A 26,072-nucleotide genomic window follows, 5' to 3' on the forward strand; every position below is an offset into this window, starting at 1 on the left:
TTTCTGAATTCTAACATTGAAATGCACGTTTTTGTTTATTAGAATTTATCAATACGAAGGAAGGTTATTTGTTTTATAATACCACAACAAAACGATGATCGGAATGATATGCTTGGTTACCACGGGTGACATAGTGTACGCTCCGAAGCTAGCACACTTCATGCATTGGGCTTACAGCAAAGGTGGGCTTTTTTATATTAAAGAACCATTTATGTAAACGATTACAAACGGGAGGTAAGGATATGTTAAGAGTAGTCCAAGTTGAAAATGGTATCGTTCAAGGACTTCCAGCGGCTGATCCTCGTATTACCAGCTTCAAGGGAATTCCGTTTGCCGCCCCACCTGTGGGGGAGAACCGTTGGCGTGCTCCCCAGCCTGTGCAAGACTGGGAAGGGAAATTGACAGCATATGATTTTGCCCCTATTTCGATGCAGGTCCCGACCGTCATAGATGTGAATAATATATATACCCGCGAATGGTCGGTAGATCCGGATCTTCCAATGGATGAGGACTGTCTTTATCTGAATGTCTGGACACCGGCCGTAAGCGTTGATGAGAAGCTTCCCGTTTTTGTATGGTATTTTGGCGGAGGATTTCAGGTTGGTCATACGGCTGAAATGGAGTTTGACGGCGAACGCATTGCCCGCAGGGGGATTGTCGTAGTAACCGTAAATTACCGCCTGAACGCGTTTGGCTTTCTGAGCCATCCAGAGATTAGCGCAGAATCCCCCGATGCTCCCGCTAATTTCGGCCATTTGGATCAGCAAGCAGGTACACAGTGGGTGAAACGCAATATCGCTTCTTTTGGTGGGGATCCTGACCAGATCACGATAGGGGGACAGTCAGCTGGCGGCGGAAGTGTGCTGAGCCAATTGACCTCGCCGCAGAATGAAGGGTTGTTTCAGCGGGCAGTCATGATGAGCGGGATCTTTAATCCGTTGTATCCGAACAGTCCAGTACCTCCGCATAATCGTACACTGAAGGAGGCTGAAGATGAGGGGGAGTCCTTTTTTAAGTTTATGGGAGTTTCGACTTTGAGAGAGGCCCGCATGCTTGATGCCATATATATTCGCGATAAAATACTGGAATTCGGAAAATCCTGGGGAACGGTTATGGATCAGTTGTATTGTACAGGTAACCCTTATGACCTTTTTCTGAAGGGAGAGCACTATAAAGTACCGATCATGCTGGGAAATACCTCGTCTGAATTTTTCAGTGTTCCTGACGCCAGCAGCGTGGAGGAATTCAGAGGAAATGCTGTTGAATTGTTCGGAGAGGAAGCGGAAAAGTACCTTGAACTCTGTTCCGTTGATTCAGGAAATCTGGAGGAAATGATCGATAAAGCTTCCGTGAACAACATTGAATATGCGGTTCGTGTTGCCGTTAAGGCTAACAGCGATTCCGACAGCGGTGTTCCGATGTATTATTACACGTTTGATGCCGATATTCCGGGCTGGGATAATCCTGGAACCTTTCATTCGGTAGATCTGTGGTTTCATTTCGAGACATTGGCTAAATGCTGGCGCCCTTTTGTAGGGAAGCATTACGATCTTGCCCGTCAAATGTGCAATTATCTTGCCTATTTCATTGGCACAGGGAATCCGAACGGCAAAGATTCCACTGGCGAGAATATGCCTATATGGGAATCGTGTACGCCAGAAGCGCCTTATGGCATGGTCTTTGCAGACAAAGCAACATTTGTGGAGGAGCCTCCGGGTGAGCTTATGCAATTTCTGGTTGAGCAATATTTCGAGTGAGGGCCTATTCATATAAGAAAGGAGTGAGCAGTATTGAACGAGAGCCAGCAGAAATATAAGATGCAAATGACACCATCTGAATATGACAAGGAGAGAGAGGTTATTGCCCGGGGGGAGATCCATACCATAGAGTATCCCTCCAGGACAATAGGCAACACCCGGAAGGTAAGGGTATATACGCCGCCAGGTTATTCGGATGGGCAGGAATACAGCGTGTTGTATCTGCTACATGGGATTGGCGGAGATGAGAATGAGTGGTATATTCACGGCAAACCTCAGATCATTCTGGATAATCTATATGCTGATCAGATGTTGAAGCCCATGATCGTTGTTCTTCCCAACGGTCGAGCGATGCTGAATGACCGAGCAGAAGGAGATTTTTTTGCCCCGGACAAAGTACAAGCATTCGAAACATTCGAGAGAGATTTGCTCCACGATCTTATCCCTTATATAGAAGAGAATTATTCGGTCCGGACAGACCGGATGAACCGCGCCATTGCTGGATTATCCATGGGCGGAGGACAGTCCCTGAATATTGGTCTGAACAATCTGGACCACTTCGCTTGGATTGGGGCATTCTCGCCTGCTCCCAATACGAAGCTACCCGAGCTGTTGATCCCGGAACCGCAAGAGACCGCAGAACTGCTCAGTCTGCTCTGGCTATCGTGCGGTGATCTGGACAGCCTAAAGAATGTCAGTGACCGGACACATGCCTATTTGTCGCAGCATTCCGTACCGCATATCTGGGTAGAGGAAAACGGCGATCATGATTGGCCGGTCTGGAAGAACGGCTTATATCAGTTCTCCAAGCTCATTTTCTAGCTGCTCACAGGTAGCCTCATAAGACAAAAAGGGACGTTCCACACAGACCGGATCCGGCTGTTTAGAACGTCCCTTACTTTGATAATATCAGAATATACAATCGTTTGATGTAATCATTTATTTATTTATTTGCTTGCGACTGCATCAGCACGAAGCTTAACGATTTTTTGAGCTCTTTCTGTATCAACGGCAACGACATCATTCCAACCGAGACCGACCACATCACTCTTCAATTTGGTCCAGAGCTGATCGAATTCTGCTTGATCCTTGGCGAATACCATTTTCCAAGAAGTGTTCTTCACATAATCAGAGATCTGACTTCGTTTATTCTTAACTTCCGACGAATCCGACCCGAGACTTGTATTGATATTTGGCACGATATCGATCATATTGTTGATCTGGTAGTACTCTGTCGGGGTGGTTGCATTATAAGTTTTCTGCCATTCCTTAGTTAAAGTAGTCTTATTGGCCTCGATGGTTGAGGTCCAATAATTATTATTGTAGAATTCTCCTGTATCCGGATCTACTACAAAATCGCTCATAATCATAGAGTTGATCTTGCTCTGTCCGTCTTGATATCCTCCGCCTCCGTACTGATCAGGAACAGGGGTGTTTTCTTGAAAAGCAGTTTGGCCTACTTCAGTCAACTTTAACTTGCCATCTGCCGTTTTTTCATAATTGAAACCTTCAAATCCATTGGTATAGTAGCGTAGACCTTCGGGAGAGGCCAGCCAATCCATGAATTCAATAATTCTATCTGGATCTTTTGCTTTTGAGCCAACAGCAAAAACTCTACCGTCTCCGAAGTAGGCATCACTATTCTGAATAAGGTGGGTATCTGCGATCGGAACAGCCACATTGCCGTCCCCTTCATTACCTCTTGCAATGGTGTTATAGAAGCCTCTTTGCCATGAATACCATAAGAGCAGAACCTGTTTGTTGGTCAGCTTCTCTGAGACCTTATTCCAATCCTGGGATGGAGAGTCTGGGTCAACCAGCCCCATCTGATTGGCATCGTAATAGAACTTGAGAATTTTTTTGTACATGCTGTTGTCGTCAACGAGCGGAACGATATCGCCTTTTACATTCAGCTGAATGGTTGAGGTTCCATCCGGTTGCTCATATCCGTACCAGTTGCTTAACCAACGGACATTTTCCATGTTGCCTTTATCCCAGTCCTTCCATAGGGTAATCGGAACGATTGGTTTTCCGTCAGGTGTCTTGGGGTATTTCTCTTGCATCTGCTTCAGTGCATTCAGCAGATCAGTCAGATTATTCAGCTTAGGAGAGCCAATCCCCTTGTAATAATCCCAAGGCATAATCGGACTAGAGTAAGGGATTTCTTCTGAGAAGGTTGTTGGCGAAGTGTCCGATGTAAAAGTCGGCAAGGCATAAATTTTACCGTCCGGATTTATACTTTCAAATGCAGCATTAAAGGGCTTGAAGTGATTATCCACGTATTTGGACAGGTACTCGGTATTTTTGATTTTGTCCGTTATATCCATAATCATACCCGCTGGAATCAATTCCTCCAACTGACTGTTTTCAATAATCAGAAGGTCTCCCAAATCTCCTGAGGCCGCTCTTGTCTTGTACAGCTGATCACCCGCAACCTGTGGAGACAGGACATTTAAGGTGATATTGAACTTATCTTTAATCAACTTTCCGTACCATCCAGTCTGCTCTCCCTGGTAATTTGCGGCGTTGTTGAACAAGGTAATGGTAAGAGGTTTGCTGTGATCGATTCCAGCAGCCGGATCGGATGAATCGGTTGATGTAACTGCGTCTTTGCTAGAATTGTTGTTGCTGCATCCGCTGAATACTGTCGTCCCCAGAAGAAGAGTAGTGCCAATGAGTATCATTGATTTTCTTGTCAGCTTACTGTATTTAGCCATGTACAGCCCCCTAGATCATTAATTTATCATAATAGTGCAAATTAACCTTTCACTGCACCAATCATAATTCCTTTGACAAAGAATCTTTGGAAAATCGGATAAATAAGTAAAATAGGTGCAACAACGATAATCGTAACTGTCATACGAATGGACGTGGTGGTTTGCTTGGTGGATAGAGTGGCCATGGCGGTTGACCCGGCATTTTGCAAATTGACCATGGTGGATAAGGAGCTGGCTTGATTGATGTAGTTATATAGAATAAACTGCAAACTGTACAATTTGCTATCTGTTACCAGCAACAACGTATCCTGAAAGGAGTTCCATTGGTTCACTGCCGAGAATATAGCGACTGTAGCCAATATTGGTTTACTGATGGGTAAAATAATTTTGAAAAAGATCGTTAGAATCCCGGCACCGTCAATGCTGGCCGCCTGCTGCAATTCCTTGGGCGTAGATTCCACAAACGTTTTTACAAGGATAATGAAGAATGGAGCTACAATTGAAGGTAGAATATATGCCAGGAAATTATTGGTCAGATGTAGGGATCTCATAGTTAAATACCATGGAATAATGCCGGCATTAAAAAACATTGTAAGTATGGTAAAACGGTACCAGAATTTTTTCCCCCACATATCCTCCTGTGAAAACATGAAGCCCAAAAAGGCGGACGCCCCAACAGTCAAAAGTGTACCAATTACCGTTCTTCCCATAGAAACGACAAATGCATCCCACAGTCCTGGTATTTTAAACACATCAATATAGTTCTGGAAATGGATCTGCTTCGGCCAGAATATAATTTCGCCTCTGGCACTGAGGTCGTTGGCGCTTATGGTATTGATAATGATCGAGTAAAAGGGATATACACAAATAAATGCAAAGAGAGAAAAAAGGAAATAGATCGTACCAGAAATTATTTTATCGGTTGTACTTGTCTGCATTTTAATTTTTTTGGGAATGCGGCTGTTATTTTTACTGACATTTGGCGCTAGTTCTGTTTGGTTGTCACTCATACGATGCCCTCTCCTCTTAACATTTTGGACAGCCCGTTTACGGAAAAGAGAAGAACAACACTTATCAGGCTCTTCAGCACACTGATCGCGACGGAAACGGAATAGCTACCGCCCCCCATGGCGAGGTTGTATACATAGAGATCCAACACCTGTATGGTGTCTTTGTTGAATGCATTCTGGAAAACAAAATATTGCTCCAATCCATTGTTTAGAAAGCCTGCAATTTGAAGCATTAATAGTACAAAATAAGTCGGCAACATACTTGGTAAAACGACATGTCGGATGACCTGCATTCTTGTTGCACCATCTACATAAGCCGCTTCATATAGAGATTCATCAATTCCCATAATTGCCGCTATATACAAAATGGCTGCCCAACCTAATGATTTCCATGTTTCCCACATCCACATCGTAACCCAGACATCGTCTGATTTCTGAAGAAGGAGTATAGGAGAATCGATAAGCCCCATCTGGGTTAAAAAGCCGTTGAAAATACCTTCACTTGAGAACATGGTAAATGCCAGTGAATATACTAATACCCAACTGATAAAGTTCGGAAGAGTAGTTACGGTCTGAATAAATTTTCGAAAACGCACAGCTTTGATCTCCGTCAGGAAGATTGCAAAAATCATGGGAAGCCAGGAGAAAAGTAAACTCATTCCACTCAGGCCGAACGTGTTCTTGACGACTTGAAGAAGTTGGTTGACCTTAACCTCGTTTTCTACCAATGAACGAAACCATTTAAAACCGACAAATGGCGCTTGAGATAAAGGAATAGGCGGCATATAGTCAAAGAACGCATAAACCCATCCATAGAGTGGATAGTATGCAAAGACAGCAAGTAAAGCCATAAAGGGAGAGATATAAAGAAATTTTCTGATAGAATTGCTTCTCAAGCTGTGACTACGCATCTTGTCACTCCTTTTCGAATAATAGAAGCTTTCAGTAGGGTTGCTATTCTTCTTAAACATTTGGAGCTAATGCCGTCCCCCTTCCATTAAAAGTGCAGTTCTCAGGATGGATTCATCCAACTTATTTTTCCATATTTTACTTTGTTAGCGTTTACATATCTATGAAACTATAATAAATTATCGTTTTCTTACAAACAATGACCGATCCTCATCATTTATTGATCTATTGTTAGATGATACTGTAATGCAGTGAATGGACGCAGTAAACAGACGCAATAATTAACAACCGACACCAATGGCGAGTAAGTGGTCTCGGAATTATGACGAAGGTCTTGGAATCAGATGTTGGTGAATGCTTCTTATGTGTTCTAGAAATTTCTGTGTAATATAGGGGGTTAACTCTCAAGCGTTAGGAATACTGGGTGCCGCTGTAGGGCCGAATTTGCACGTGGGGAGCGGACGAATATACAGACTTGTTCCGGAAGGGGAGGCTGGCTGGAGTGATCTCTCCATTCTTCTTATACGGGCCGTTTGGGGATTTTTCGCCAGATGAGTTGTTTCTTGAACGGACCATGGATCATCGTCACAAAAAGCTTTTGATAAACGGGCTTATTATGCGGCCAAGTCGGTATCCGATGCAGATGCGATATTTGTTCGACTTGAATCCGCCCTAAAGCTTCAGGCAAAGATTATGAACCGACTAACCTTCAACGAAATCAGGCTTCTCCCCGTATTCTTTACCGAATTCCTCCATCTTCTTAAGGACAGGCAGTAGCTTAATCCCTTTCCCTGTTAGGGAATATTCGACTCGTGGCGGAACTTGCGGATACACATCGCGCTTAATAATTCCGTCATCCTCCAGTTCTTTGAGCTGCTTTGTGAGGGAGCCTTGCGATAAACCTCCTAAGAAATTTTTTATCTCGGTAAAACGGCGTTTTTCCCCTGACAAGTACCAGATGATGAAATATTTCCAGCGTCCTGAAAGTACATTTTGGGTAAAAGCTATTGCGTACATATCCCTTGTATCATTAATAAACTCTTTATCAAATCCTTCATTACAAACCCTCATGATATCGCTCCTAGTCTAAAGGTACAAATACATGTACTATGTACATTTAAATTGCCTACTTTGCAAATGAAACACATGACCTTATGATGGTGACAAGGCTTATAACAAATGCAAACATTGTTATATAATTAGCAAGCTAAGGATTATTGTAACATAACCTTAAGAGGAGACCAATTAAATGAATAATACGCTTGGATTGCTTCACAATCATACCTCCATTCGTTCTTATACCAATGAACCCCTGACAGAGGAACAACGCGATGCAATCTTTAATGCAGCAAATCAAACATCATCTTTCAGCCTTCTACAGGCCGTTTCTATCATTAGAATCACCGATCCAGACCTGCGTAAAAAGGTGATGCATCTCTGTGTCAATCAGCCTTATATTGAAGAAGCAGCTGAGTTTTGGATTTTCTGCTCTGATTTCAACCGGAATCATCAAATTGCCCCGGATGTTGATATTGATTATATTGAATTTCTTCTGATCGGTTCACTTGATGCTGGGCTGATGGCGCAAAATGCGTTAACCGCAGCAGAATCTATGGGACTTGGCGGCGTATTTATAGGTGGGGTTAAATCTAATATTAACGAGTTATCAGAACTATTGAATTTACCCAAGTATGTGATTCCATTGGTGGGACTATGTATTGGTATTCCGTCTGGAGATAAGCCTGCACTGAAGCCACGCTTGCCTCAATCCATGGTATTATTTGAAAACCAGTATCAGCCACTCGATAAAGAGCAATTAACCGTCTATGATGAAGCCATGCTGAATTATTATGAAGGCCGTCCTGTTAAAGCTCCGTTCACCGTGAAAAAAGTAAAAGGATGGAGTGAGCATATCCAGGATCATCTCCAAAGAAGTATTCTCCCTGAAATGCTGGAGTATTTAAACAAACAAGGATACGCCAACAAATAAAAGACCCTTAAGAGATGTGGACACCTCCATTTCACGATGTTATAGTTAGTCCGCTAAATATACTTTACAAGTTGAGGGAAAAATATGAATGATAAGATTGATTGCGATATTCGTCAGTCGTTAGATCGAATTTCTTCCCAAATGCGGCGGGATTATAGTGAATCTCTAAGGGAACTTAATCTGTATGTTGGCCAGGAGAATTTGCTTTACCGGTTGTGGTTAGGCGATGGGATTACACAAATACAAATGTGCGAACATCTGAATTGCGAACCGCCTACGGTAACAAACATGGTTAAGTCACTGGAGCAAAACGGATTTATTTACCGAAAACGTGATGAACAGGATGCAAGGGTAATGCGGATTTTTCTTACTGATAAAGGTAAAGATTTAGAGGATCCGGTTGATTTCAAATGGAGACAGGAGCAAGATAAATTACTAGATTCTATTTTACCGGAAGAACGCTTGCTTTTAAGAAGGCTTTTGAAGCAGATGGAGAGGAACTTATTCTAAGCTTTCTCTTGCGAATTTACTTAGCAGGCTAAATATATATAGATATCAAAATTCAAATATGGAGTTGGTTGTCACATGAGTAATAATAAAATACGTACAGGAATTATAGGCGGATCAGTTAATAACGGATGGGCAAGCGGTACACATATTCCAGCCATTGAGCACTTGAATGAGTTTGAGCTTACGGCAGTTGGGACAAGTAACCTGGAGAGTGCGAAGAAGAGTGCAGAAGCTTTTCGTGCAGAACACGGCTTTGATAACATAAAGGAATTGGCCGAGCATCCTGATGTGGACATGGTAGTCGTTAGTATTAATGTCAAGGAACATTATAATGCCGTTAAAGCCATTGTTCCTGCGGGAAAACCGATATATTGTGAATGGCCACTCGGATCAAATACGAATGAAGCACTTGAAATGCAGGAGTGGGTAGCATCCGGCCATTTACCCAATGCAATTGGATTACAGGGCAGACAAGCTCCAGCCATTAATTATGTGAAAGATTTATTGAAGGAAGGGTATGTTGGAAAAGTTTTGTCAGCTAATTTGAAAATATCTTTGGATGGAATGGGGGGAGTGGCTGACAAGGCCACTGCGTACTTATTTGATCGGAAGATAGGAGGGAATCTGCTCACTATTGTGGGCGGACATAATCTGGATGCATTTACCTATATGCTTGGAGACTTTACAGAACTTTCTGCTGTCACAGCACAACAGTTTCCCGAAGTCGAATTGGTAGATATCCATAAGTTCATTAAGAAGACGACCGATGATCAAATCTTGATTACAGGGAAATTGACGAACGGTGCAGCGGCCAGCGTTCATATTCAAGGTGGAGTGAAGCAGCAAACAGGGCTTATGCTAGAAATATTTGGAGACAAGGGAACAATCGTGTTGAGTGCACCAGCTTCGATTCAATTCGGATCCCATCAATTACGAGGAGCAGGAGCTATGGACCAAGAGTTACATGAATTAACAATTCCGGCTTCCTATTACTGGGTACCGGATTCCCTAATAAATGACTCGGGATTTGTTCTGAATATTGCGCAGGCTTACCATAATTTCGCCCGCAATATTAAGGAAGGAACATCCTTAACACCAAATTTTGCAGATGCAGTCAAACTTCATCAGTTACTTGATGCAGTGGAGCAAGCAGCACAAACCGGAGAACGGCAATATTTATGAACGGGACCATCTACTAGAAACTTATAATGACTGAATTGTATCGCATGACTCTCATGAAATATGGAGAGTTATGCGTTTTTTTCATGTGCCCTATTCTGTCCGGAAATGGATGAGGTCACGCGAATAATACATCGTACTTCCGTCTTTTGCATCACGAATACGTATCCATTCAGGGCTATATTGTTCAACGTAACCGAGTCCAACACAACAATAGGTTGAATCTTCATTTTCATCCCATATGGACACTAGTGTTTGTGACAAAGCTGCGATAAAGAAATCCATGTCTGTAAATAATGAGCGTTTATTATTTGAGTTCATAGGTAAACGCTCCTTTATGTTTATCTTAATGTGGCATGTAACCTCTGCTAGTTCTACTATATCCTTTAGATCTCATTAGCGTTACACCATTCATCCTTCTAAAGTGATGCTTATGAAGAAAATTTCATATATTCCCACGGGAATCTAATCTATAATTAAAACAACGACCAGTATTAGGAAGGAGAAATTTAAACTTGAATGAGAAGATGAAGCAAACATATGAATATTTAAGCTTACCTGAAGACATCACACGAGAGGAATTGGACAGAAGGTTTAACTTACTTCTGAAGCGGCAACGCTCTAATTCTGCCGATAGTTCTTATGAAGAGGAATTTCAGGCGTACAAATTCATTCTTGATGAATTAGATCAACAAGAGATTATGGAAGCGGAAGATCAGAGGATGAAGAAATGGGGAAGACAAGCCAACGTTGCACGTAGAGTAGAGAATTTTTTTCGACTATACAAAATCCATACCGTGATTTCTATTATTGTTCTGATTGCATTGATCTTTGGTGGGAACGCTCTTTATAAATACAATCAGGAACAGAAGTATTTAGCTTCGCTGCCTCCAGTAGATGCCAAGATTATGTTTGTAGGTAATTTTGCCTTGCAAGACCCCAAAGGGAAATATGACGATCTTAATAATGAAATCGTTAAGCAATTTCCAGAGTGGAAGAGAGTAGAGACAACGGTTATTAATCTTCCATCGACAGGAAATAGTGTGGAAACATTAGATATGACTTTAATGCAACGGGCCGTAGTTGAGCTGGCAGCTAATAAGCCTGACATGATTTTTATGGATGAAGCAACTCTATCATGGATCGGGCAGCAGGAAGGACTTCAGGATCTGAAGTCTATTATTTCAGAGGGACAACTTGCTTCGGATGATATACGACTGAAACGTAAAAAGAACGAGGAGAGTGGACAAGAAATAGTTGCTGGTATAGACATAACGGACACAGCATTAGCTTCCAGTTTACCAGTCCAATCGCTTACGATGATAGCCGGTGTTGTGGCAGACGATGATGTAAAGGTAAAAGCGATGGCGTTTATCTTACACTCACTTAGTGGGACGGCTATCCAATAGATTGTTTGACTTATCTAGTCCTATTGATATAATAGCGAAAGGAACTATACACATGGGTAGCTGACTACCGTGCGGGTTAGATTTCCGTTACGGCAGCATGATTGAAGTATAGATGAGATAAGCTGGCTCCGGATATTGGAGTCGGCTTATTTTTGTAAGAAAAGACATGGTCATTAGAAAGGGTTGAAATAGATGTTCAGAAATGATTGGGATGAACAATTGCAAGATGAAATAGATAAACCTTATTTTCTTGAACTACAACAAAAGATAGCAAATGAATATGAGCATCATACCGTATTTCCTCCTAGGGAATGTGTATATGAGGCTCTTAAACTTACTTCATTCGGTGCGACGAAAGCTGTAATATTAGGTCAGGACCCCTACCACGGTGCAGGGCAAGCGCATGGTTTGAGCTTCTCTGTTATGCCGGATGTGCGCATTCCACCGTCTCTGAGAAATATATATAAGGAATTAAATGCAGACCTAGATTTAGATATCCCCAACCACGGATATTTAAAGCATTGGGCCAAAGAAGGTGTTCTTATGTTAAATACGGTTCTAACGGTACAGGAGGGAATGCCAGCTTCTCATCAAGGATTGGGCTGGGAAGTGTTTACAGACGCCATCATTCATAAGTTGAATGAACGTGACAATCCTATTGTTTTTATACTATGGGGAAGTCATGCGCAGAAGAAGAAGGCTTTTATCGATACGAGCAAACACCACATCGTTCAATCCAGTCACCCAAGCCCATTAGCGGCACATCGAGGATTTCTGGGTAGTAAGCCATTCTCACAAACGAATACATTTCTAGCGTCATCAGGAGCAGTTCCGATTGATTGGGTTATTCCCAATCTGTAAACGTCATTCGTGAGTAGGGAGATGGTTCAGGGTGAAGCACTGGATTGGGCGACAAGTGGTGATATATCTAGAGCAAAATAGTTATCTTCAAATCAAAGGTATATTACGAAAATGGGATTCTTCTGGATTCTGCATTGTAAAAGGATTGAATGAGAAAAAGATATACTTTCAAGAGATTAGTAAAATAGAATTGGCGAATGCCATTGATCCTTATCAAAAGGAACTAGAACGATCTTTGCTCCATTCTGTAGGTTATATGTTAACATCGGACATTCAATTTGATAATGCTATATATTTTAATTCATTCATTATGGTGTGGAATAAGGATCAGTTAATGACATATGGTACGAAGATAACAGCACATGACAAAGAATATGTGACCTTAATTGACGGGACAACGTTGAAGAAAGACCAGTTTCAATTCGTTGTTCGTTCTTTACGTAGTCAGCCTTAATTATTCAATAATGTCCTCGACTTTATCGGAAAGAAACAATCCGTAGATGTGAATGAGGATGATTTTGATAACCATATATGCGGGTATGGCAAGGATCACGCCCATAATTCCGAAAAATTCTGCACCAATTAACAATAAAATAACGGTCGTCAACGGATGGATATCAAGTTGTTTACCATAAATGACAGGTGATAATATATTGTCTTGTATTTGTTGAGCAATAATAATGATAACGACAGACCATATAGCAATCGAAGGTGAGACCGTTAGTGCAACGATAACCACAGGGATAGTAGCGATTAAAGCACCGACATATGGAATGAGATTTAGTACCGCAGAAATCAGAGACAGAAGTAGAGCATAAGGGAGATCGATAATTAAGAAACCGATATACATCATCACACCTAATATAAGATTCAGCAGTACACGTCCTACAATAAACTGACTTAAGGCTGTGTCAATTTCGGTTATGATCTCTCTGCCATCTTTCCGGTAACGGCGTGGAATGATATGCAGAAGGATAAAGGGGAGTTTAGCTCCTTCTTTTAGCATATAATACAGAATGATAGGAATCGTCGCTAGGATGATAACCACATTAGAGATCACACCTACGAAGTTAGAGATAGAATCCGTAATCCATGAAATCAGTTGATTTAGGTATTCTGTGAATCGAGAATAAAGCTCTGATTCAGATGGGATGATTTTGGAAAAGAAACGGTTCTGTTGTACTTGTTGTAGTTGCTTTTGCAGATCGGTTACTAAGTGTGGGGCGTTATCAATAAATGTTAGTACTTGATCGCGAAGTGTTGGCCACACAAGCATGGAGAAGAGAATTAATAATCCGGCAAAAGCTAGATATATGATAATGACAGATACGCTACGATTCAATTTTTGCTTCTGTAAATAATTAATAATGGGACGTAATAAGTAAAATAGAAAGCCCGATAGTGCAAATGGGACGAGCAATAACTTACAAACGTATAGTACGGGAAGTAAGATAAAGCTTAATTTAAATGCCATATAAATAATAAGCATGGTAGCAATAATACTTAAACACGTGCGGAAATATTTACTCTGATTCATGAAGACCCCTCCAACCTATGTATTGTATACAAGGCAAATGTTTGCGCCTACCTTTCTTTTTTAACCAATAGTCTGTTCTATGATTCATCTGATGTATTTATATTTATTAGTACGCGTGGTGGAGAATAGTTACCATGAACTTGGACAAGCTATATTTTAAAACAATTAATGAGGTGTCAAGATCATGAATATGAACACAGACGGCTATCACATAGCACCCTTGAACAAAGATGAACAAACGCTGAAAGCGATCCAAGAAGCTGAATCTCTTGTAACTGATCTCACGGGTAAAGAATTCATATTGATTGCCTATGAGAAAACGAATGACGTGCATTAAGATAGTTGTGTATACTATCAGCTAATTCATTATTAATTGTCCGATAAAATAAGACGACAGCGTATCAATCTTGATGATGATACGCTGTCGTCTTATTTTTTTAGAAGAAATTTATAGTCTATTGGATCTTTTTAATAATATTGATCTAATAGATTACTTCTATATTAAGTTCTTGAAGCCCATGTAACCATTTTTTTGATTTTATCTAGGAGATGATGGAAATCACTGATCATATGTGGGCATTTGATTGGGATGAACTAAACGGTGGAAATATCAGTTATCTGCTGGATGAGGAAGACGTGCGAAGTATATAGATATCGGACAGTCTCTGCGTCAAAGCAAGACCGACCAGCGACCTTGCTTCACATTTCACGAGCCATGTTGAACGTCTAAAAGTAGATCCGACTCAAATGTCAAATCTATAAGTAGCTGTAATAAGAGTAAGATATGCTGTATTCACTGTATATTCAAACAAGTTGGAATAAGGTTTACTAGAAGAGGAAAAGAAGCATGTCGAAGGAGGAACAACTAACATGACACAAGCTATACAGCGACAGGAAGCAGTAACCATTCATAAAAATGAGGCATTTTCCGCAGTTGCCGAGCAGTTGGAACCTCGGCTTATTTACAGGGAGTGTACCCCGAAGCAGATCGTGAACGTTATAAAAAAAGAAAAGGTGATACATGGGTGGCAGGCAGAAGTGAAGTGTAGCGCAGCAGACCTTTCAACCCTTTCATTCGGCAAAGGAGAAGAGGTTATTGTAGACTTCGGAGAACATCTGGTCGGGAATTTGGCGATTCGGATCGTTCCTGTGGGCAGCCCGCCGGATGCCCCGCTGCATTTGCAAGTCACACTGGGTGAAATGCCTGTAGAGATGGCGGAACCCTTCTCGGAATATAACGGATGGCTCAGCAGCTCCTGGTTGCAGGAGGAGCGGGTTCATCTGGATATACTTCCCGCCACCCTGAATCTGGAACGAAGATACAGCTTCCGGTATCTCAAGCTAAAGGTTCTTGATACCTCGCCAAAATACAAGGTATCTTTTCCTGAGATCAGCTGCACGGCGGTAACCTCGGCAGATCGCTCTACTCTGTCTGTGCTGACTCATTCAGACGTGGAACTGCAAGCGATAGATGAAGTGAGCATAAAAACGCTGGAGGAGTGCATGCAGGACGTGTTCGAAGACGGGCCCAAGCGGGATCGGAGACTATGGCTCGGAGATCTACGGCTGCAGGCGTTAGCCAATTATGAGACTTTCTCAGGCAACGATCTGGTGAAGCGCTGTCTGTATCTGTTCGCAGCCCATCCGGATGAGAGAGGCAGGATCACGGCCAATTTGTTCATGAAGCCACAGGTGACAGCGGACGATACGTATCTCTATGATTATTCACTCTTTTTTGTCTCTACACTTCATGATTATTTCTTGGCTACGGATGACCTGAACACACTTGAGGAGTTGTGGCCGTCTGCATACCGGCAGATTGAGCTTGCTCTAGAACGACTTGACGAGCGTGGAATCGTAACCGATGACGAGAGCTGGTGGTCCTTTATTGATTGGCATCCCAACCTGAACAAGCAGGCTCCTTCCCAAGCCATCTTAATCTATAATATGAAGCGCGCACTGCATCTGGCAAATCTGCTCGGAGATGAGAGGAAGGATAAGCTGGAGGAGAGGATCGAAAAACTTACGCAAGCGACGAAAGAACATTTATGGGACTCCCAATCAGGCTTTTTCATCAGTGGTTGTAATAGACAGATATCATTTGCCTCACAAATCTGGATGGTGCTGGCCGAAATTATAGTACCGGAGCGTGGGAAGGAGCTTATGCTGAGGCTTCTGGATGACAAGTCTGCGATTCCTATGTCCACACCCTATATGGTCCATCACTTTATTGAGGCGCTGATTCAGGTCGGCGAGAAGGAAATTGCCATCCTGGAGATTAAGAAGTATTGGGGGCAAATGCTCAAGGATGGAGCCGATACGTTCTGGGAGCTATATGATCCAAACGATAAGAGCTTTTCACCCTATGGAAGCCATTTGATAAACAGCTACTGTCATGCTTGGAGCTGTACACCGACTTATCTGATCCGTAAATATAAGTTATAGGGTAGCTACATTTCATACGAGAACAAACTGAGACATCCGCAGCCAGCGGGGACCTCAGTTTGATTCATTTTGCTTGCGGTATAGTAGTGGAGTTAGTCCATAGCGCTCGGCGAATTTTTTGTAGAAGAAACTTAAACTTTCATACCCGCATTCTTCAGCAATCTCTCCGATCTGGCGGTCGCTATGGGCGAGCAGGAGAGCGGCATAAGTCATACGATGCTCCTGTACCAACTCACCGAAGGTCTTGCCGGTGCTTTTCTTTAAGAGATTGCTCAGATAATTCGGATTGAAATTAAAGTGCGCAGCTAAATTCTTCAGGGAACAATTATGGAAATGGCGCTCCAGATATTGTAGAATTTCCAGCAGATCGGCCCGTTTGGTTAATTGTAGTTCACTTAGGGTAGTATCCTGTTTGAGCACCCGCATAAGCTCAGTGAAGACGATGACCATATAGCCACTTATCATATCCGCAGAGAAATCACGCGGAGCGAAATACTCGCACATCATGCTAGCGAGAGTATGATGAAGGCTGTGGCAGTTTTCTGATCGGAAGATGAGGTAACGGTCGTGGACGGCTGACGGAGACTGGACATTGACCAGAAAATCGATTAATCTCCTGTCAATCCCCAAGCGTGTCAGAAATGCCGCGTTCAGTGTTTCCTTTCGCATAAGAATATTGATCAGGATGTCATCTTCATCTAGGATGGAAATTGAATGGGGGACATCCGTATCGAGTAAGCAGATCTGGCCTTGAGTTAGCTCGATGGTTGATCCGCCGATGGTCTGCCGGCAGCGGCCGGAGTACATGTAGTTGAGCTCAATAAATGAATGGGTATGATCTGGCATGGTCGCAAATCTGTGGTGCTTGCTGATATGATAATCGCCCTGGTTGAAAAAGTAGTGTTCTGGCAGACGTGGAACTCGTTCCCCTTGAGACGGAGTCATTTCTTGGCCGCCGTATTCTTCGATGTTGCGGCGGGTGAGCCGTTGCTTGGCTTCTATGGCATCATGGTGGCGGAGAAACAGTTCAAGTTCTGCATGATCCATAGGTCATGCCTCCTTTTCGGTTTCGCTCAATTTACGATACTCCTCCGGTGTGTATCCAGTCATTTTCTTGAACAGCCGAAAAAAGTATTTAGCGTTGTCGATTCCCAAATTTTTAGCTATCTTATAAATTTTATCATCACTGGAGCGCAGCAGTAGCTTTGCGCGTTCGATACGCTCTTTGTTGACATGATCAATCAGATTCTCGCCGGTCTTTTCTTTGAACAGAAAACTGAGGTAGCTAGGGCTGATATAGAACAGGCCCGACAGATGCTCGAGTGTGACCGGTGAAGCTATATTTTTGCGAATATATACCTTTACATTGTCGATGACATTAGGTGAAGAATAGACCGATTGCTCCTTCAGTAAGTCTGCGATGGAGGTGAGTACCGTTAAGAAGTACTGCTGGATTTCTTCAGCATCAAAGGAAATACCCAGTAGTGCTTCTAGACTTGAAGACGGATGCTGCCCGTTTTGGGTAGGGAAATAAGAAGAGATCAAATTTTTAACATCAGCGATGATATTCCGGCAATTCTCTTTGAGCTGATGAATCGTCGCCGCAGGTTGCCCTCGATAATAATCAAAATAATCAAGAACCCTTTTAGCCACTTTCTCGCTATGGCCCGATTCGATAAAAAAAAGTAGGTCTCGGTTGCCTTCCCACAATACTGGCTCAGCCTGATAACTTCCCGGATGGTAGAGAAAGTACTGTCCTTGGTCGGCGATGGCACGGCAGTTTAAAGCAGACATTGACTCCTCACGTGCCTGCTGTAGCTCCTTCACATCCCTCTTTACATTACTGATGCCGATGCAGGCCTGTGGTCCAGTGTCGAGGATTAACTTCCTAGCTTCGGAAGCAGCCAGTTCAAGTATTTCAGTGTCTTTAAGTGAAGTGTCATATAGCTGGAGAGAAAAAGCCAGTTTTCTGCTCTGCGGGTGGAGAAGGAACAGATGAGACCTCTCCAAGCTGGGTTCCTGATTCGCTAACTCCTTCGGATTATAGAGGGTTAGCAGGGCCATTTTGCTGGAAGTCATGAGACTACGCAGGGGAGCAGAACGGAAAGTAGGCGGATTATTAGCGGGATAGAAACCGGCAACGTATTGTAGTAATGCATGCATATCTCCAAGCAGACTGAGCTGTTCAGCTACTCTGGTGATACTTAGCGTCTCGGCTTTGGCGGACTGCTCACTTTCGATCGCGGTTAATGCTTTGGAAATTGCATCTCTAATCTCATCTTTACTAAACGGCTTCAGTAAATAGTGGACTACCCGGGCAGAGATGGCTTCCTGCATATATTCGAAGTCAGAGTAACCGCTGATGACGATGATCTTTTTATCCGGATATTGGTTTTGTAGCTGCCGTAGCAGTGATTTTCCGTCCATAACGGGCATCCGCATATCGGTGAAGATCAGGTGTGGGTCCTCCATGCGGACAATCTCTAGTGCATCCTCGCCGTTGTCCGCTTCTCCGCAGAAGATGAGCTCCTCAGTTACGCTACGGATCTTTTTCAGTAGACCCTGTCGGATCAATGGCTCATCGTCGATAATGATGAATTTGTACATGGTCCAGCACCTCATTTCTTCGTTATTTGGATGGGAGTGTCAAAGTGATAGTCGTGCCGACTGCAGGCTCGCTGGTAATCGCCAGCCCGAAATCAGAACCGTAATATAGGGCAATGCGGGAGTGTACATTCTTTATACCGATGCTCTGCCTGTTTCGATGACCAAGCCCCATGAACTCCGGCGGCTGATCCAGTAGTCCTTGAATTTCCTTCAGCCGTTCTCCGGAAATACCAATTCCGTCATCGTGGATTTCAAAGATAATCCTCCCAGTCTCCGGCTCCAGGAAGCCCTTTAATAGGAGCATGCCTTTGCCCTTTTTATTCTCTAAACCATGGTAAACGGCATTTTCCACTAAGGGCTGAAGGATTAACTTGAGAATTTTTGTTTCCAGCACGGCTTCCTCCATTTCTTTGACATAACGGATTTTACTGCCATAACGAATCTGCTGAATGGCCATGTAGTTGTCTACGTGTTGTAACTCGTCCCGGGCTAGCACCAATTCGCTATCGGTTTTGATGCTGTAACGGAACATATCCCCCAGTGATTTGGTCATCACAGCGATACTATTTACTTCCTCAATTTCGGCGATGCTGTTGATGGATTCAAGTGTATTGTAAAGAAAATGAGAATTGATCTGGGCTTCAAGCGCTTTCATTTGCGAGTCCATCGTCAGGATTTTGTTCTGGTAGCTTTCCCTGACAAAGGTATCGATGTCCTTCATCATTTTGTTGTATTCCGTATACAGGAAGCCGATTTCATCGAACCGATGAGGCTCAATCTCCGTGGTAATGAACTTTTGCGATTTATTTTTGCGCATTATTTTGGCTAGACGTGTAATGGGTTTGGTAATCCAGTTGGACAGTAGGACAGAGAGCAAAATAAAAATAACAGCGCAAGTAAAAGAAATATAAACGATTAGCTTCTGGGAGATACCATATTTCTCATACAGTTCGCTTAACGATATATTAGCGATGACTGTCCAGTGATAGACCGGCAGTCGCTGGATCACCGTCAAAGTGTCCCCATTGTAAAATTCAAGCTCATCACTCTGCATGGTTTCCGTTTTGCGAATTAGGTCTTCTGGCAGTCGGGTGTCGATGTTCTTACCAGTACTGTCATTGATAATGTTACCGTCATCATTCGCTAGGACAAAATAGCTCATATTGGGTACGGCATCCTTGTTCAGGTTCTTAAAAATATTCAGACTGCAGTCAAGCATGAATACGCCAAGAAACTCTTGTGTCTTCATATCGTAAAGTGCGCGGGAAAAGACAAGAGAAGGTTCAGAGTTAATAATATAAGGTTTTATTCCTGGTTCTCCGATATAGAGCTGGCCTTTGTTGCTAATGGTTTTCTTATACCAGTCATCCTGGAATGGGACGTAACCTACCTGAAGTTCTGCCGTGCTACCGTAGCTTATATTTTTGCCATCAGGAGAAAAAAGATAAATCCCGTTAATATAATCATAGCTGAGCAGCAAATTTTCGAAGATCAGCTTTACCTTGTTCTGTATAATAAAAATGTCGTAAGAATCGTTGGTGTCGGCCAGCTTCTTGAGTTCATCGCTTACTATACTGTATGCGGTTGCACTGGAGGACTGCTGCTGAATGGTGAGCGAGATTCGTTCAATATTATTAAAGATGTCTTCGATGCCCTGAACGGTATTATGTATTGTGTTGGAGGCAACAAGTGAGGTTTGCTGGTTGACCAGATTGGTATAGCTCTGGTAGGAGTTATACGTGACGATGACAATAGGAATGACGGAGACAAGGACGAGCGCCAGTAAAAGCTTAGTTTTGATACTGACAAATTTCATGCAACTTCCTCCAATGTAAACACATTCGTAAAATAGTGCACCCTAAATACAAAAGTAATTATACCGCTTACAATATTAAAATAACAATACAACAACTAACAGGATTTGGTTGCTGGGGGGAAATGAAGTTACAAGAAAATTGGGGGGGTTATTAAATGAAAAATAGGACAAAGAAACGGACAGGAACCATGCTGCTGGCTTTGATGCTTACACTTCTTGCTGGCTGTGGATCGGGAAACAATGGTAATGCTGTAGGTGACAATGGAAACGCTTCAAATACTCCGGAAGTTTCAGCAACTGCGGACACTGCGAAAAAGATAACGCTCACGATGATGGTATCCGGTACAAAAGCCCCGGATGGGCAGGATTTTGCACTCGATGTTATGCCTAAACTTGTCAAGGAAAAATTCCCTAACGTAACCCTGGAAACCTCAAAGCTTCCGGATGAGCAGTATTTCACTTCTATCCGCACCAAGCTTGCTTCAGGTCAAGGACCGGATATCTATTGGGTATTTCCAAGAAATGCTTCGCTCGGTGTTCTGGATATGGCCAAGGCTGGTTATGCGGCCGATCTATCAGACCTGACCTTCTGGGATAACATCAGCCAGGGGGCAAAAGATGATATGTCTTATGAGGGCAAACCTTATGGAATCGCAGGAGGACTGGATTATCTTGGGGTCTATTATAATCAGGACTTGTTCAAGCAGGTAGGCATTACGAAAATGCCAAAAGATTGGCCTTCGTTCCTGGAAGCCTGTCAGAAGCTGAAGGATGCAGGAATTACTCCGATCTCGTTGGCTGATAAGGACCCTTGGTTCTTGCAGTTTGGAATGTACCAAATCGCTGCAAATTTAGTTTATCCGGATGAAATGGACTTTGATAATAAACTCCAAGCGGGTGAAAAATCGCTGACAGATCCGAAATGGGTTGCTACCATCTCTAAAATGAAAGAATTATACGACAAAGGTTTTGTGGTTAAAAATTCATTGGGACTTGGAAGCGCTCAAGCTGCTCAACTGTTTGTAGATGGCAAAGCGGGAATGGTATTTGACGGAACATTCGATTATTCCACAATGACGGCCAAGGGTGCAGCCAACTTTACCCGCGGATTCTTCTCGCTGCCGGCGAATGAAGTAGGAGAGCCAACATATGTCTCAGCCGCAACCGCAGCAGGTTTTGCATTGAACGCGAAGTCTGAGAATCTGGATATCGCAAAGGAAGTTATGAATTATCTATTCGACGGTCAATCTGACTTGTTCAAGGCATGGACCGAAGCCAATAGCTCTATAAGTGTGTACAAAGGTGTAGTGCTGAATCATGATCTGTTCAAAGAAGTCAACGACTCCTATTTGAATAACGGAAAGTCCGTGTACTTCCCGAACCAGATGTGGCCAACTGGTGTTGCTGAAGAAATGGAAGCTAAATTCGCTGAAATTATCGGTGGACGTAAGACAACTCCAGAGCAAGTTACAGAAGCTATGGATGCGAAGTTTAAGGAACTGTGGAGAAACTAAATTTGACATAACTGATAATTGTTCCGCCAGCCTTGGAATTTAACAGCCGGGAGGCGGAACGATTTTGGACAGGAGGATAAGACAGAGGTGAAATCAAATGTAATGAAAAAAACGATGTACTTTTTCGCGGTCCCGGCGTTGCTCTTTTATTTGACCTTCTGGATTTTTCCAATCACTAAGCTGTTTCAGTACAGCATGACTGACTATAACGGGTATGCCCAAACCTTCAATTACATCGGCTTCGATAATTATAAGAATTTGTTTAGCGGAGGCACTCTGGGCAACTCGATCAGTAATACGCTCATTTATACCGTAGTCAGCGTAGTGGCAGGCAACTTGATCGGACTCAGTTTGGCGCTGTTGCTGAACATGAAGATTCGAGGCAAGGGCTTCTACCGCACGATCTCCTACATACCCACCTTGTTCAGCGCAATAGTGGTCGGTTTCATCTGGAGCTATGTCTATATGCCTGACAGTGGAATGATTGCTACATTCTTGGATAAGCTCGGAATTCCAAACGGCAACTTAAACTTCTTGGGTAGCTATTCTACAGCGCTATATTCCATCATTTTTGTGGAAATCTGGAAAAATGTCGGTACAACCATGATTATCTTTCTGGCAGGGCTTCAGACCGTTCCAAATGATCTTTTGGAGGCCGGACGGATCGACGGTTGCGGCGGCTGGAAGTTGCTGCGGTTTGTGAAGCTTCCGCTACTCGCCACATCCATTACGATTAATACGACGCTGAGCCTAATTAACGGGCTGAAAGCCTTCGATTTTCCGTTCATTATGACCAATGGAGGTCCGGGAACTTCAACTAACACTCTGATTTATTCAATATACAAAATGGCATTTACAGAGCAAATGTTTGGAAAGGCCTCGGCACTTGGGATCATTTCATTTATGCTGATTATCGTTGTTACTGCTGTGTCTGTACTGCTGATGAATAGAAAAGAGGTGTCCGCATGAGCAATGGAACGGTTGTAGATAAGATGCTTCAGCCAGATCCTGCCTTGAACGCGCGGAAGTCTGTCAGACCCGGAGCTTTGCTCAAAAAGATACTGGTTCAGATGTTTGTCATCATTATTATGGTGCTTAATCTAATTCCGTTGGTGATTGTGCTATCCACCTCGCTACGGTCTCCAGATAACAATACGAATCCGCTGAATTTGTTTAATGAGATTTCCTTCACCAGTTACCGTATAGCTTTTGAGCGGATGCATTTTGGTTCCGCCCTACTGAACAGCGTGGTGCTGACCGTGATTTCCGTGCTATTGGTGGTGATCTTCGCGGCCATGGCTTCCTATCCTATGGCCCGAATCAGAAGCAGATGGAGCCAGTTTTTGTATCTCTTCTTTCTGGCAGGCTTGGTTGTACCTGGACAGATGGTACTGATTCCAATCGTACAAATGATCAACAGTCTGGGTATTCCCAGCACGCAGTATACGCCGATCCTGATGTTCGTAACCTGTAGTTTACCGTTCTCGACATTCCTGTACACCGGCTTTATTCGCAGCGGTGTTCCAGAAGAGGTAGAGGAAGCAGCACATATTGATGGCGCGGGACTGTTCCGTCGCTTCTGGACGGTGGTATTCCCGCTGTTGATTCCTGTTACCGTATCGGTTATCATCACACAGGGTATTTGGATATGGAACGATTATTTCTTCAACATGACCTTTATTTCCAAGTCTTCACAATCTCCGCTGCCACTGGCGATGCTAGGATTCATGGGCGACCAGCAGAACCCGACTCAATGGAACGTGCTGTTTGCAGCGTGCATGCTATGTGCAATGCCGCTGTTGATTGCCTTCTCCTTTCTACAGAAGTATTTCGTGGGAGGACTTACTGTGGGCTCGGTTAAGGGGTGAATAGCAAGTCTCAAATGTTAATTTGTATAATTAATTAAATCCTCGTAGAAAAGCTGCCGGTTGCTTTTCTATGGGGATTTTAACTTGCAGGCGCCGTTCAGCCTGAATATGGACTGATTACCCCTAAACAACGATTAAATCTAAGGATCAGCTAGACAATTCTATTCCCTTATGGCAAGATTACTCAAAATATGATATATTTCTACATTACCGAAATGGCTTTTAACATAGGGGGAGAATGTAGATTGAAGAAGATGAAACGATCCGTATTTAGCCTTGTATTCGCAGTAATAGTAGCACTAGGAGCATTCTATTTCGGCGATATCGATGTTTCAAACAAGACGGATCAAGTTGAGACTCGCACGGATGTTGATTACTCATTAGAGTTTCCTACAGACCGATATCCAGAGACGGCAGCACACATTGAAGAGGCTATCCGTACGGGGCATTCGGCCATTTGTACGATTGATCGTTCAGGTGCAGAAGCTAATCGTACTGAATCATTAAAGGGCATTCCAACGAAAAAGGGATATGACCGAGACGAGTGGCCGATGGCCATGTGTATGGAAGGCGGAGATGGTGCAGATATTGAATACATAACTCCAAAGGACAATAGAGGAGCAGGAAGTTGGGTAGGAAATCAGCTTGAGGAATACCCTGATGGAAGTCGAATAGAATTCATAATTCCATAATAAAGGGATCGATTTGATTATTTGCCGAAGTGCCCTTACCTTAACCGATTTTGAACATAAGCTGTTGTATCATCGGAAAAAGGAGGAATTGCAAATGGGAGGTTTTGCTGGAGGTATCGGAACATCAACAGCTGCAATTTTAGTATTGTTCATCTTGCTCGTAATTATTTCTAAAACATTCATTCTATAATGAATACATGTTTACAATGATTTAGTAAAACAGGCTGTCCGAATATCGGGCAGCCTGTTTGGTATTTAGATATGGAATGAATAGTATAGTGAAAATATGCACTTATAGACTAGTAAAAATTCCATAAAAATATGCTATTTTTATGCTAGAAAGCCCTGTCCTTATTCTGTTTTGTACATAAAATAGATTGTACCTTAAGAAAAGGAGGGATTACCCATGAGTGAAAATGCAGGATACGGTGGTGGAGTGTTCACTAGTACAGGCGCAATCTTGGTATTGTTTATCTTGTTGGTTATTATTACAAAAGCACTTTGGGTTTAATATAGTCGATCGTTGCCTTATATGTAGCTCTGCGAATGAATGCAGAGCTTTTTTTGTGCGAGAAAACGCCTGACAAAGACTGAAATCAATAAATTTATTATTTCTTTACCAGATAGCCCATCCCATTTTGCGGATTATACATAGACTACGGTGTACACAAATAAAGGAGGAATTAAACATGGGAGAAGTAAACGGATATGGTTGTGGATGTAATGGTGGAAATAACGTTGCAAATAATAATGTAGGACCTGTTGCTGGAGTATGTTGTCCACCTGTCGGAGGAATAGGCGGGTTAGGTTTAGGCGGATCTACAGGTGCCATTTTAGTATTGTTTATACTACTTGTAATTATTACTAAAGCACTTTGGGTGTAATGTAAGAATAAAACGTATATAAGAAAGGGCCCTGCCATATGAATGGCAGGGCCCTTTCTTACAATGTATTGAAATAAATTTCCACTTATAAATCTTAGCGACGGCGTCCAAAGAAACCGTAACCTCCGCCTCCAAGAATCAAGAGAATAATGATTATCCATAGTAGTGTACTCATCGTTATCAACTCCTTTACCGTTTCTGTTCCTGATAGGATATTACCCACTATTATTGCATTTGAATAATAATGTACCTTCCATGAAATGGAGCAAGCGCTTTAACTAAAGGTTAGTTAAAATAAAGTTAAGCGGTTACATAAAAACATTTTCATTGTATTATTACGTCAGGTGGAAATAATTTTTATTTTAAT

26 protein-coding genes are annotated in these 26,072 nt (G+C 42.7%); 17 read left to right on the plus strand and 9 right to left on the minus strand.

What is annotated here, in order from left to right; translation table 11 throughout:
- The first annotated feature begins 242 nt into the window (after positions 1-242).
- On the plus strand, positions 243-1,757 hold the full coding sequence (locus tag AC1D69_RS00855; protein WP_495454724.1) for a carboxylesterase/lipase family protein: 1,515 nt from the start codon (positions 243-245) through the stop codon (positions 1,755-1,757).
- Positions 1,758-1,790: 33 nt separating this feature from the next.
- On the plus strand, positions 1,791-2,579 hold the full coding sequence (locus AC1D69_RS00860; protein WP_495454264.1) for an alpha/beta hydrolase: 789 nt from the start codon (positions 1,791-1,793) through the stop codon (positions 2,577-2,579).
- Between the two features lie 125 nt (positions 2,580-2,704).
- Here AC1D69_RS00860 and AC1D69_RS00865 read toward each other — a convergent pair whose 3' ends face one another.
- The 4 genes from AC1D69_RS00865 to AC1D69_RS00880 form a co-directional block, all read right to left on the minus strand.
- Entirely contained in the window at positions 2,705-4,474 is a 1,770-nt protein-coding gene (locus tag AC1D69_RS00865; protein ID WP_495454265.1) for a type 2 periplasmic-binding domain-containing protein, read from the minus strand.
- Positions 4,475-4,515: 41 nt separating this feature from the next.
- Positions 4,516-5,484, minus strand: coding sequence for a carbohydrate ABC transporter permease (locus AC1D69_RS00870; RefSeq protein WP_495454266.1), 969 nt, complete (start codon positions 5,482-5,484; stop codon positions 4,516-4,518).
- Positions 5,481-6,395 (minus strand): ABC transporter permease subunit, encoded by a 915-nt coding sequence (locus tag AC1D69_RS00875; RefSeq protein ID WP_495454267.1) that lies wholly within the window; start codon positions 6,393-6,395, stop codon positions 5,481-5,483. Before AC1D69_RS00875 ends, AC1D69_RS00870 begins: the two co-directional genes overlap by 4 nt.
- 700 nt (positions 6,396-7,095) lie before the next feature.
- The gene (locus AC1D69_RS00880; protein ID WP_495454268.1) at positions 7,096-7,464 is read right to left on the minus strand and encodes a winged helix-turn-helix transcriptional regulator; all 369 of its coding nucleotides are present in this window, start codon (positions 7,462-7,464) and stop codon (positions 7,096-7,098) included.
- A 178-nt stretch (positions 7,465-7,642) separates the two neighbouring features.
- Between AC1D69_RS00880 and nfsA the strand changes: the two genes are divergently transcribed.
- The 3 genes from nfsA (at position 7,643) to AC1D69_RS00895 (ending at position 10,075) form a co-directional block, all read left to right on the plus strand.
- Positions 7,643-8,383 carry an oxygen-insensitive NADPH nitroreductase gene (gene nfsA / locus AC1D69_RS00885; RefSeq protein ID WP_495454269.1) on the plus strand — a complete coding sequence of 247 codons (741 nt, stop codon included), beginning with the start codon at positions 7,643-7,645 and terminating at the stop codon, positions 8,381-8,383.
- An 84-nt stretch (positions 8,384-8,467) separates the two neighbouring features.
- Entirely contained in the window at positions 8,468-8,893 is a 426-nt protein-coding gene (locus AC1D69_RS00890; RefSeq protein WP_495454270.1) for a MarR family winged helix-turn-helix transcriptional regulator, read from the plus strand.
- Positions 8,894-8,968: 75 nt separating this feature from the next.
- On the plus strand, positions 8,969-10,075 hold the full coding sequence (locus AC1D69_RS00895; protein ID WP_495454271.1) for a Gfo/Idh/MocA family protein: 1,107 nt from the start codon (positions 8,969-8,971) through the stop codon (positions 10,073-10,075).
- Between the two features lie 90 nt (positions 10,076-10,165).
- Here the strand turns inward: AC1D69_RS00895 and AC1D69_RS00900 are convergent, their stop codons facing one another.
- Entirely contained in the window at positions 10,166-10,393 is a 228-nt protein-coding gene (locus tag AC1D69_RS00900) for a hypothetical protein (RefSeq protein WP_495454272.1), read from the minus strand.
- A gap of 194 nt (positions 10,394-10,587) precedes the next feature.
- Here AC1D69_RS00900 and AC1D69_RS00905 point away from each other — a divergent pair, with 194 nt between their 5' ends.
- From AC1D69_RS00905 to AC1D69_RS00915, 3 genes are all read left to right on the plus strand, one after another.
- Positions 10,588-11,481 (plus strand): hypothetical protein, encoded by an 894-nt coding sequence (locus tag AC1D69_RS00905; RefSeq protein ID WP_495454273.1) that lies wholly within the window; start codon positions 10,588-10,590, stop codon positions 11,479-11,481.
- A 192-nt stretch (positions 11,482-11,673) separates the two neighbouring features.
- Positions 11,674-12,342, plus strand: coding sequence for a uracil-DNA glycosylase (gene ung / locus AC1D69_RS00910; protein WP_495454274.1), 669 nt, complete (start codon positions 11,674-11,676; stop codon positions 12,340-12,342).
- A 31-nt stretch (positions 12,343-12,373) separates the two neighbouring features.
- Positions 12,374-12,796, plus strand: a complete 423-nt coding sequence (locus AC1D69_RS00915) for a hypothetical protein (RefSeq protein ID WP_495454275.1) — start codon at positions 12,374-12,376, stop codon at positions 12,794-12,796.
- Here the strand turns inward: AC1D69_RS00915 and AC1D69_RS00920 are convergent, their stop codons facing one another.
- Positions 12,797-13,879 carry an AI-2E family transporter gene (locus AC1D69_RS00920; protein ID WP_495454276.1) on the minus strand — a complete coding sequence of 361 codons (1,083 nt, stop codon included), beginning with the start codon at positions 13,877-13,879 and terminating at the stop codon, positions 12,797-12,799.
- 184 nt (positions 13,880-14,063) lie between these two features.
- Here AC1D69_RS00920 and AC1D69_RS00925 point away from each other — a divergent pair, with 184 nt between their 5' ends.
- Both AC1D69_RS00925 and AC1D69_RS00930 read left to right on the plus strand, forming a co-directional pair.
- Positions 14,064-14,216, plus strand: coding sequence for a hypothetical protein (locus tag AC1D69_RS00925; RefSeq protein ID WP_495454277.1), 153 nt, complete (start codon positions 14,064-14,066; stop codon positions 14,214-14,216).
- Between the two features lie 533 nt (positions 14,217-14,749).
- Complete coding sequence (locus AC1D69_RS00930) at positions 14,750-16,324, plus strand: alpha-L-rhamnosidase-related protein (protein ID WP_495454278.1); 1,575 nt, start codon at positions 14,750-14,752, stop codon at positions 16,322-16,324.
- A 54-nt stretch (positions 16,325-16,378) separates the two neighbouring features.
- Here AC1D69_RS00930 and AC1D69_RS00935 read toward each other — a convergent pair whose 3' ends face one another.
- Genes AC1D69_RS00935 through AC1D69_RS00945 form a run of 3 tightly spaced genes read right to left on the minus strand, consistent with a single transcriptional unit; the run spans position 16,379 to position 20,747 of the window.
- Entirely contained in the window at positions 16,379-17,371 is a 993-nt protein-coding gene (locus AC1D69_RS00935; RefSeq protein WP_495454279.1) for an AraC family transcriptional regulator, read from the minus strand.
- A 3-nt stretch (positions 17,372-17,374) separates the two neighbouring features.
- A complete protein-coding gene (locus AC1D69_RS00940) occupies positions 17,375-18,931 on the minus strand; it encodes a response regulator (RefSeq protein ID WP_495454280.1) in 1,557 nt (518 codons plus the stop codon).
- A gap of 22 nt (positions 18,932-18,953) precedes the next feature.
- Positions 18,954-20,747 (minus strand): sensor histidine kinase, encoded by a 1,794-nt coding sequence (locus AC1D69_RS00945; RefSeq protein ID WP_495454281.1) that lies wholly within the window; start codon positions 20,745-20,747, stop codon positions 18,954-18,956.
- Positions 20,748-20,902: 155 nt separating this feature from the next.
- Between AC1D69_RS00945 and AC1D69_RS00950 the strand changes: the two genes are divergently transcribed.
- From AC1D69_RS00950 to AC1D69_RS00980, 7 genes are all read left to right on the plus strand, one after another.
- Positions 20,903-22,261: an ABC transporter substrate-binding protein gene (locus AC1D69_RS00950; RefSeq protein ID WP_495454282.1), complete on the plus strand. Its 1,359-nt coding sequence runs from the start codon at positions 20,903-20,905 to the stop codon at positions 22,259-22,261.
- 102 nt (positions 22,262-22,363) lie between these two features.
- On the plus strand, positions 22,364-23,230 hold the full coding sequence (locus AC1D69_RS00955) for a carbohydrate ABC transporter permease (RefSeq protein ID WP_495454283.1): 867 nt from the start codon (positions 22,364-22,366) through the stop codon (positions 23,228-23,230).
- Positions 23,227-24,129 (plus strand): carbohydrate ABC transporter permease, encoded by a 903-nt coding sequence (locus tag AC1D69_RS00960; protein WP_495454284.1) that lies wholly within the window; start codon positions 23,227-23,229, stop codon positions 24,127-24,129. Before AC1D69_RS00955 ends, AC1D69_RS00960 begins: the two co-directional genes overlap by 4 nt.
- 254 nt (positions 24,130-24,383) lie before the next feature.
- Positions 24,384-24,821: a NucA/NucB deoxyribonuclease domain-containing protein gene (locus AC1D69_RS00965; protein ID WP_495454725.1), complete on the plus strand. Its 438-nt coding sequence runs from the start codon at positions 24,384-24,386 to the stop codon at positions 24,819-24,821.
- A gap of 94 nt (positions 24,822-24,915) precedes the next feature.
- Positions 24,916-25,011, plus strand: a complete 96-nt coding sequence (locus AC1D69_RS00970; RefSeq protein WP_495454285.1) for a sporulation protein YjcZ — start codon at positions 24,916-24,918, stop codon at positions 25,009-25,011.
- Between the two features lie 216 nt (positions 25,012-25,227).
- Positions 25,228-25,332: a YjcZ family sporulation protein gene (locus AC1D69_RS00975; protein WP_495454286.1), complete on the plus strand. Its 105-nt coding sequence runs from the start codon at positions 25,228-25,230 to the stop codon at positions 25,330-25,332.
- 283 nt (positions 25,333-25,615) lie between these two features.
- On the plus strand, positions 25,616-25,705 hold the full coding sequence (locus AC1D69_RS00980; RefSeq protein ID WP_495454726.1) for a YjcZ family sporulation protein: 90 nt from the start codon (positions 25,616-25,618) through the stop codon (positions 25,703-25,705).
- Positions 25,706-26,072 lie beyond the last annotated feature (367 nt).

The organism is Paenibacillus sp. Y301, assembly GCF_059445505.1.

Bases quoted from the DNA above. Each gene is read 5' to 3' on its own strand.
- AC1D69_RS00855 (WP_495454724.1), top strand. From the start codon at position 243: ATGTTAAGAGTAGTCCAAGTTGAAAATGGTATCGTTCAAGGACTTCCA.
- AC1D69_RS00865 (WP_495454265.1), bottom strand. From the start codon at position 4,474: ATGGCTAAATACAGTAAGCTGACAAGAAAATCAATGATACTCATTGGC.
- AC1D69_RS00870 (WP_495454266.1), bottom strand. From the start codon at position 5,484: ATGAGTGACAACCAAACAGAACTAGCGCCAAATGTCAGTAAAAATAAC.
- AC1D69_RS00875 (WP_495454267.1), bottom strand. From the start codon at position 6,395: ATGCGTAGTCACAGCTTGAGAAGCAATTCTATCAGAAAATTTCTTTAT.
- AC1D69_RS00880 (WP_495454268.1), bottom strand. From the start codon at position 7,464: ATGAGGGTTTGTAATGAAGGATTTGATAAAGAGTTTATTAATGATACA.
- nfsA (WP_495454269.1), top strand. From the start codon at position 7,643: ATGAATAATACGCTTGGATTGCTTCACAATCATACCTCCATTCGTTCT.
- AC1D69_RS00890 (WP_495454270.1), top strand. From the start codon at position 8,468: ATGAATGATAAGATTGATTGCGATATTCGTCAGTCGTTAGATCGAATT.
- AC1D69_RS00895 (WP_495454271.1), top strand. From the start codon at position 8,969: ATGAGTAATAATAAAATACGTACAGGAATTATAGGCGGATCAGTTAAT.
- AC1D69_RS00900 (WP_495454272.1), bottom strand. From the start codon at position 10,393: ATGAACTCAAATAATAAACGCTCATTATTTACAGACATGGATTTCTTT.
- ung (WP_495454274.1), top strand. From the start codon at position 11,674: ATGTTCAGAAATGATTGGGATGAACAATTGCAAGATGAAATAGATAAA.
- AC1D69_RS00920 (WP_495454276.1), bottom strand. From the start codon at position 13,879: ATGAATCAGAGTAAATATTTCCGCACGTGTTTAAGTATTATTGCTACC.
- AC1D69_RS00925 (WP_495454277.1), top strand. From the start codon at position 14,064: ATGAATATGAACACAGACGGCTATCACATAGCACCCTTGAACAAAGAT.
- AC1D69_RS00930 (WP_495454278.1), top strand. From the start codon at position 14,750: ATGACACAAGCTATACAGCGACAGGAAGCAGTAACCATTCATAAAAAT.
- AC1D69_RS00935 (WP_495454279.1), bottom strand. From the start codon at position 17,371: ATGGATCATGCAGAACTTGAACTGTTTCTCCGCCACCATGATGCCATA.
- AC1D69_RS00940 (WP_495454280.1), bottom strand. From the start codon at position 18,931: ATGTACAAATTCATCATTATCGACGATGAGCCATTGATCCGACAGGGT.
- AC1D69_RS00945 (WP_495454281.1), bottom strand. From the start codon at position 20,747: ATGAAATTTGTCAGTATCAAAACTAAGCTTTTACTGGCGCTCGTCCTT.
- AC1D69_RS00950 (WP_495454282.1), top strand. From the start codon at position 20,903: ATGAAAAATAGGACAAAGAAACGGACAGGAACCATGCTGCTGGCTTTG.
- AC1D69_RS00955 (WP_495454283.1), top strand. From the start codon at position 22,364: ATGAAAAAAACGATGTACTTTTTCGCGGTCCCGGCGTTGCTCTTTTAT.
- AC1D69_RS00960 (WP_495454284.1), top strand. From the start codon at position 23,227: ATGAGCAATGGAACGGTTGTAGATAAGATGCTTCAGCCAGATCCTGCC.
- AC1D69_RS00965 (WP_495454725.1), top strand. From the start codon at position 24,384: ATGAAACGATCCGTATTTAGCCTTGTATTCGCAGTAATAGTAGCACTA.
- AC1D69_RS00970 (WP_495454285.1), top strand. From the start codon at position 24,916: ATGGGAGGTTTTGCTGGAGGTATCGGAACATCAACAGCTGCAATTTTA.
- AC1D69_RS00975 (WP_495454286.1), top strand. From the start codon at position 25,228: ATGAGTGAAAATGCAGGATACGGTGGTGGAGTGTTCACTAGTACAGGC.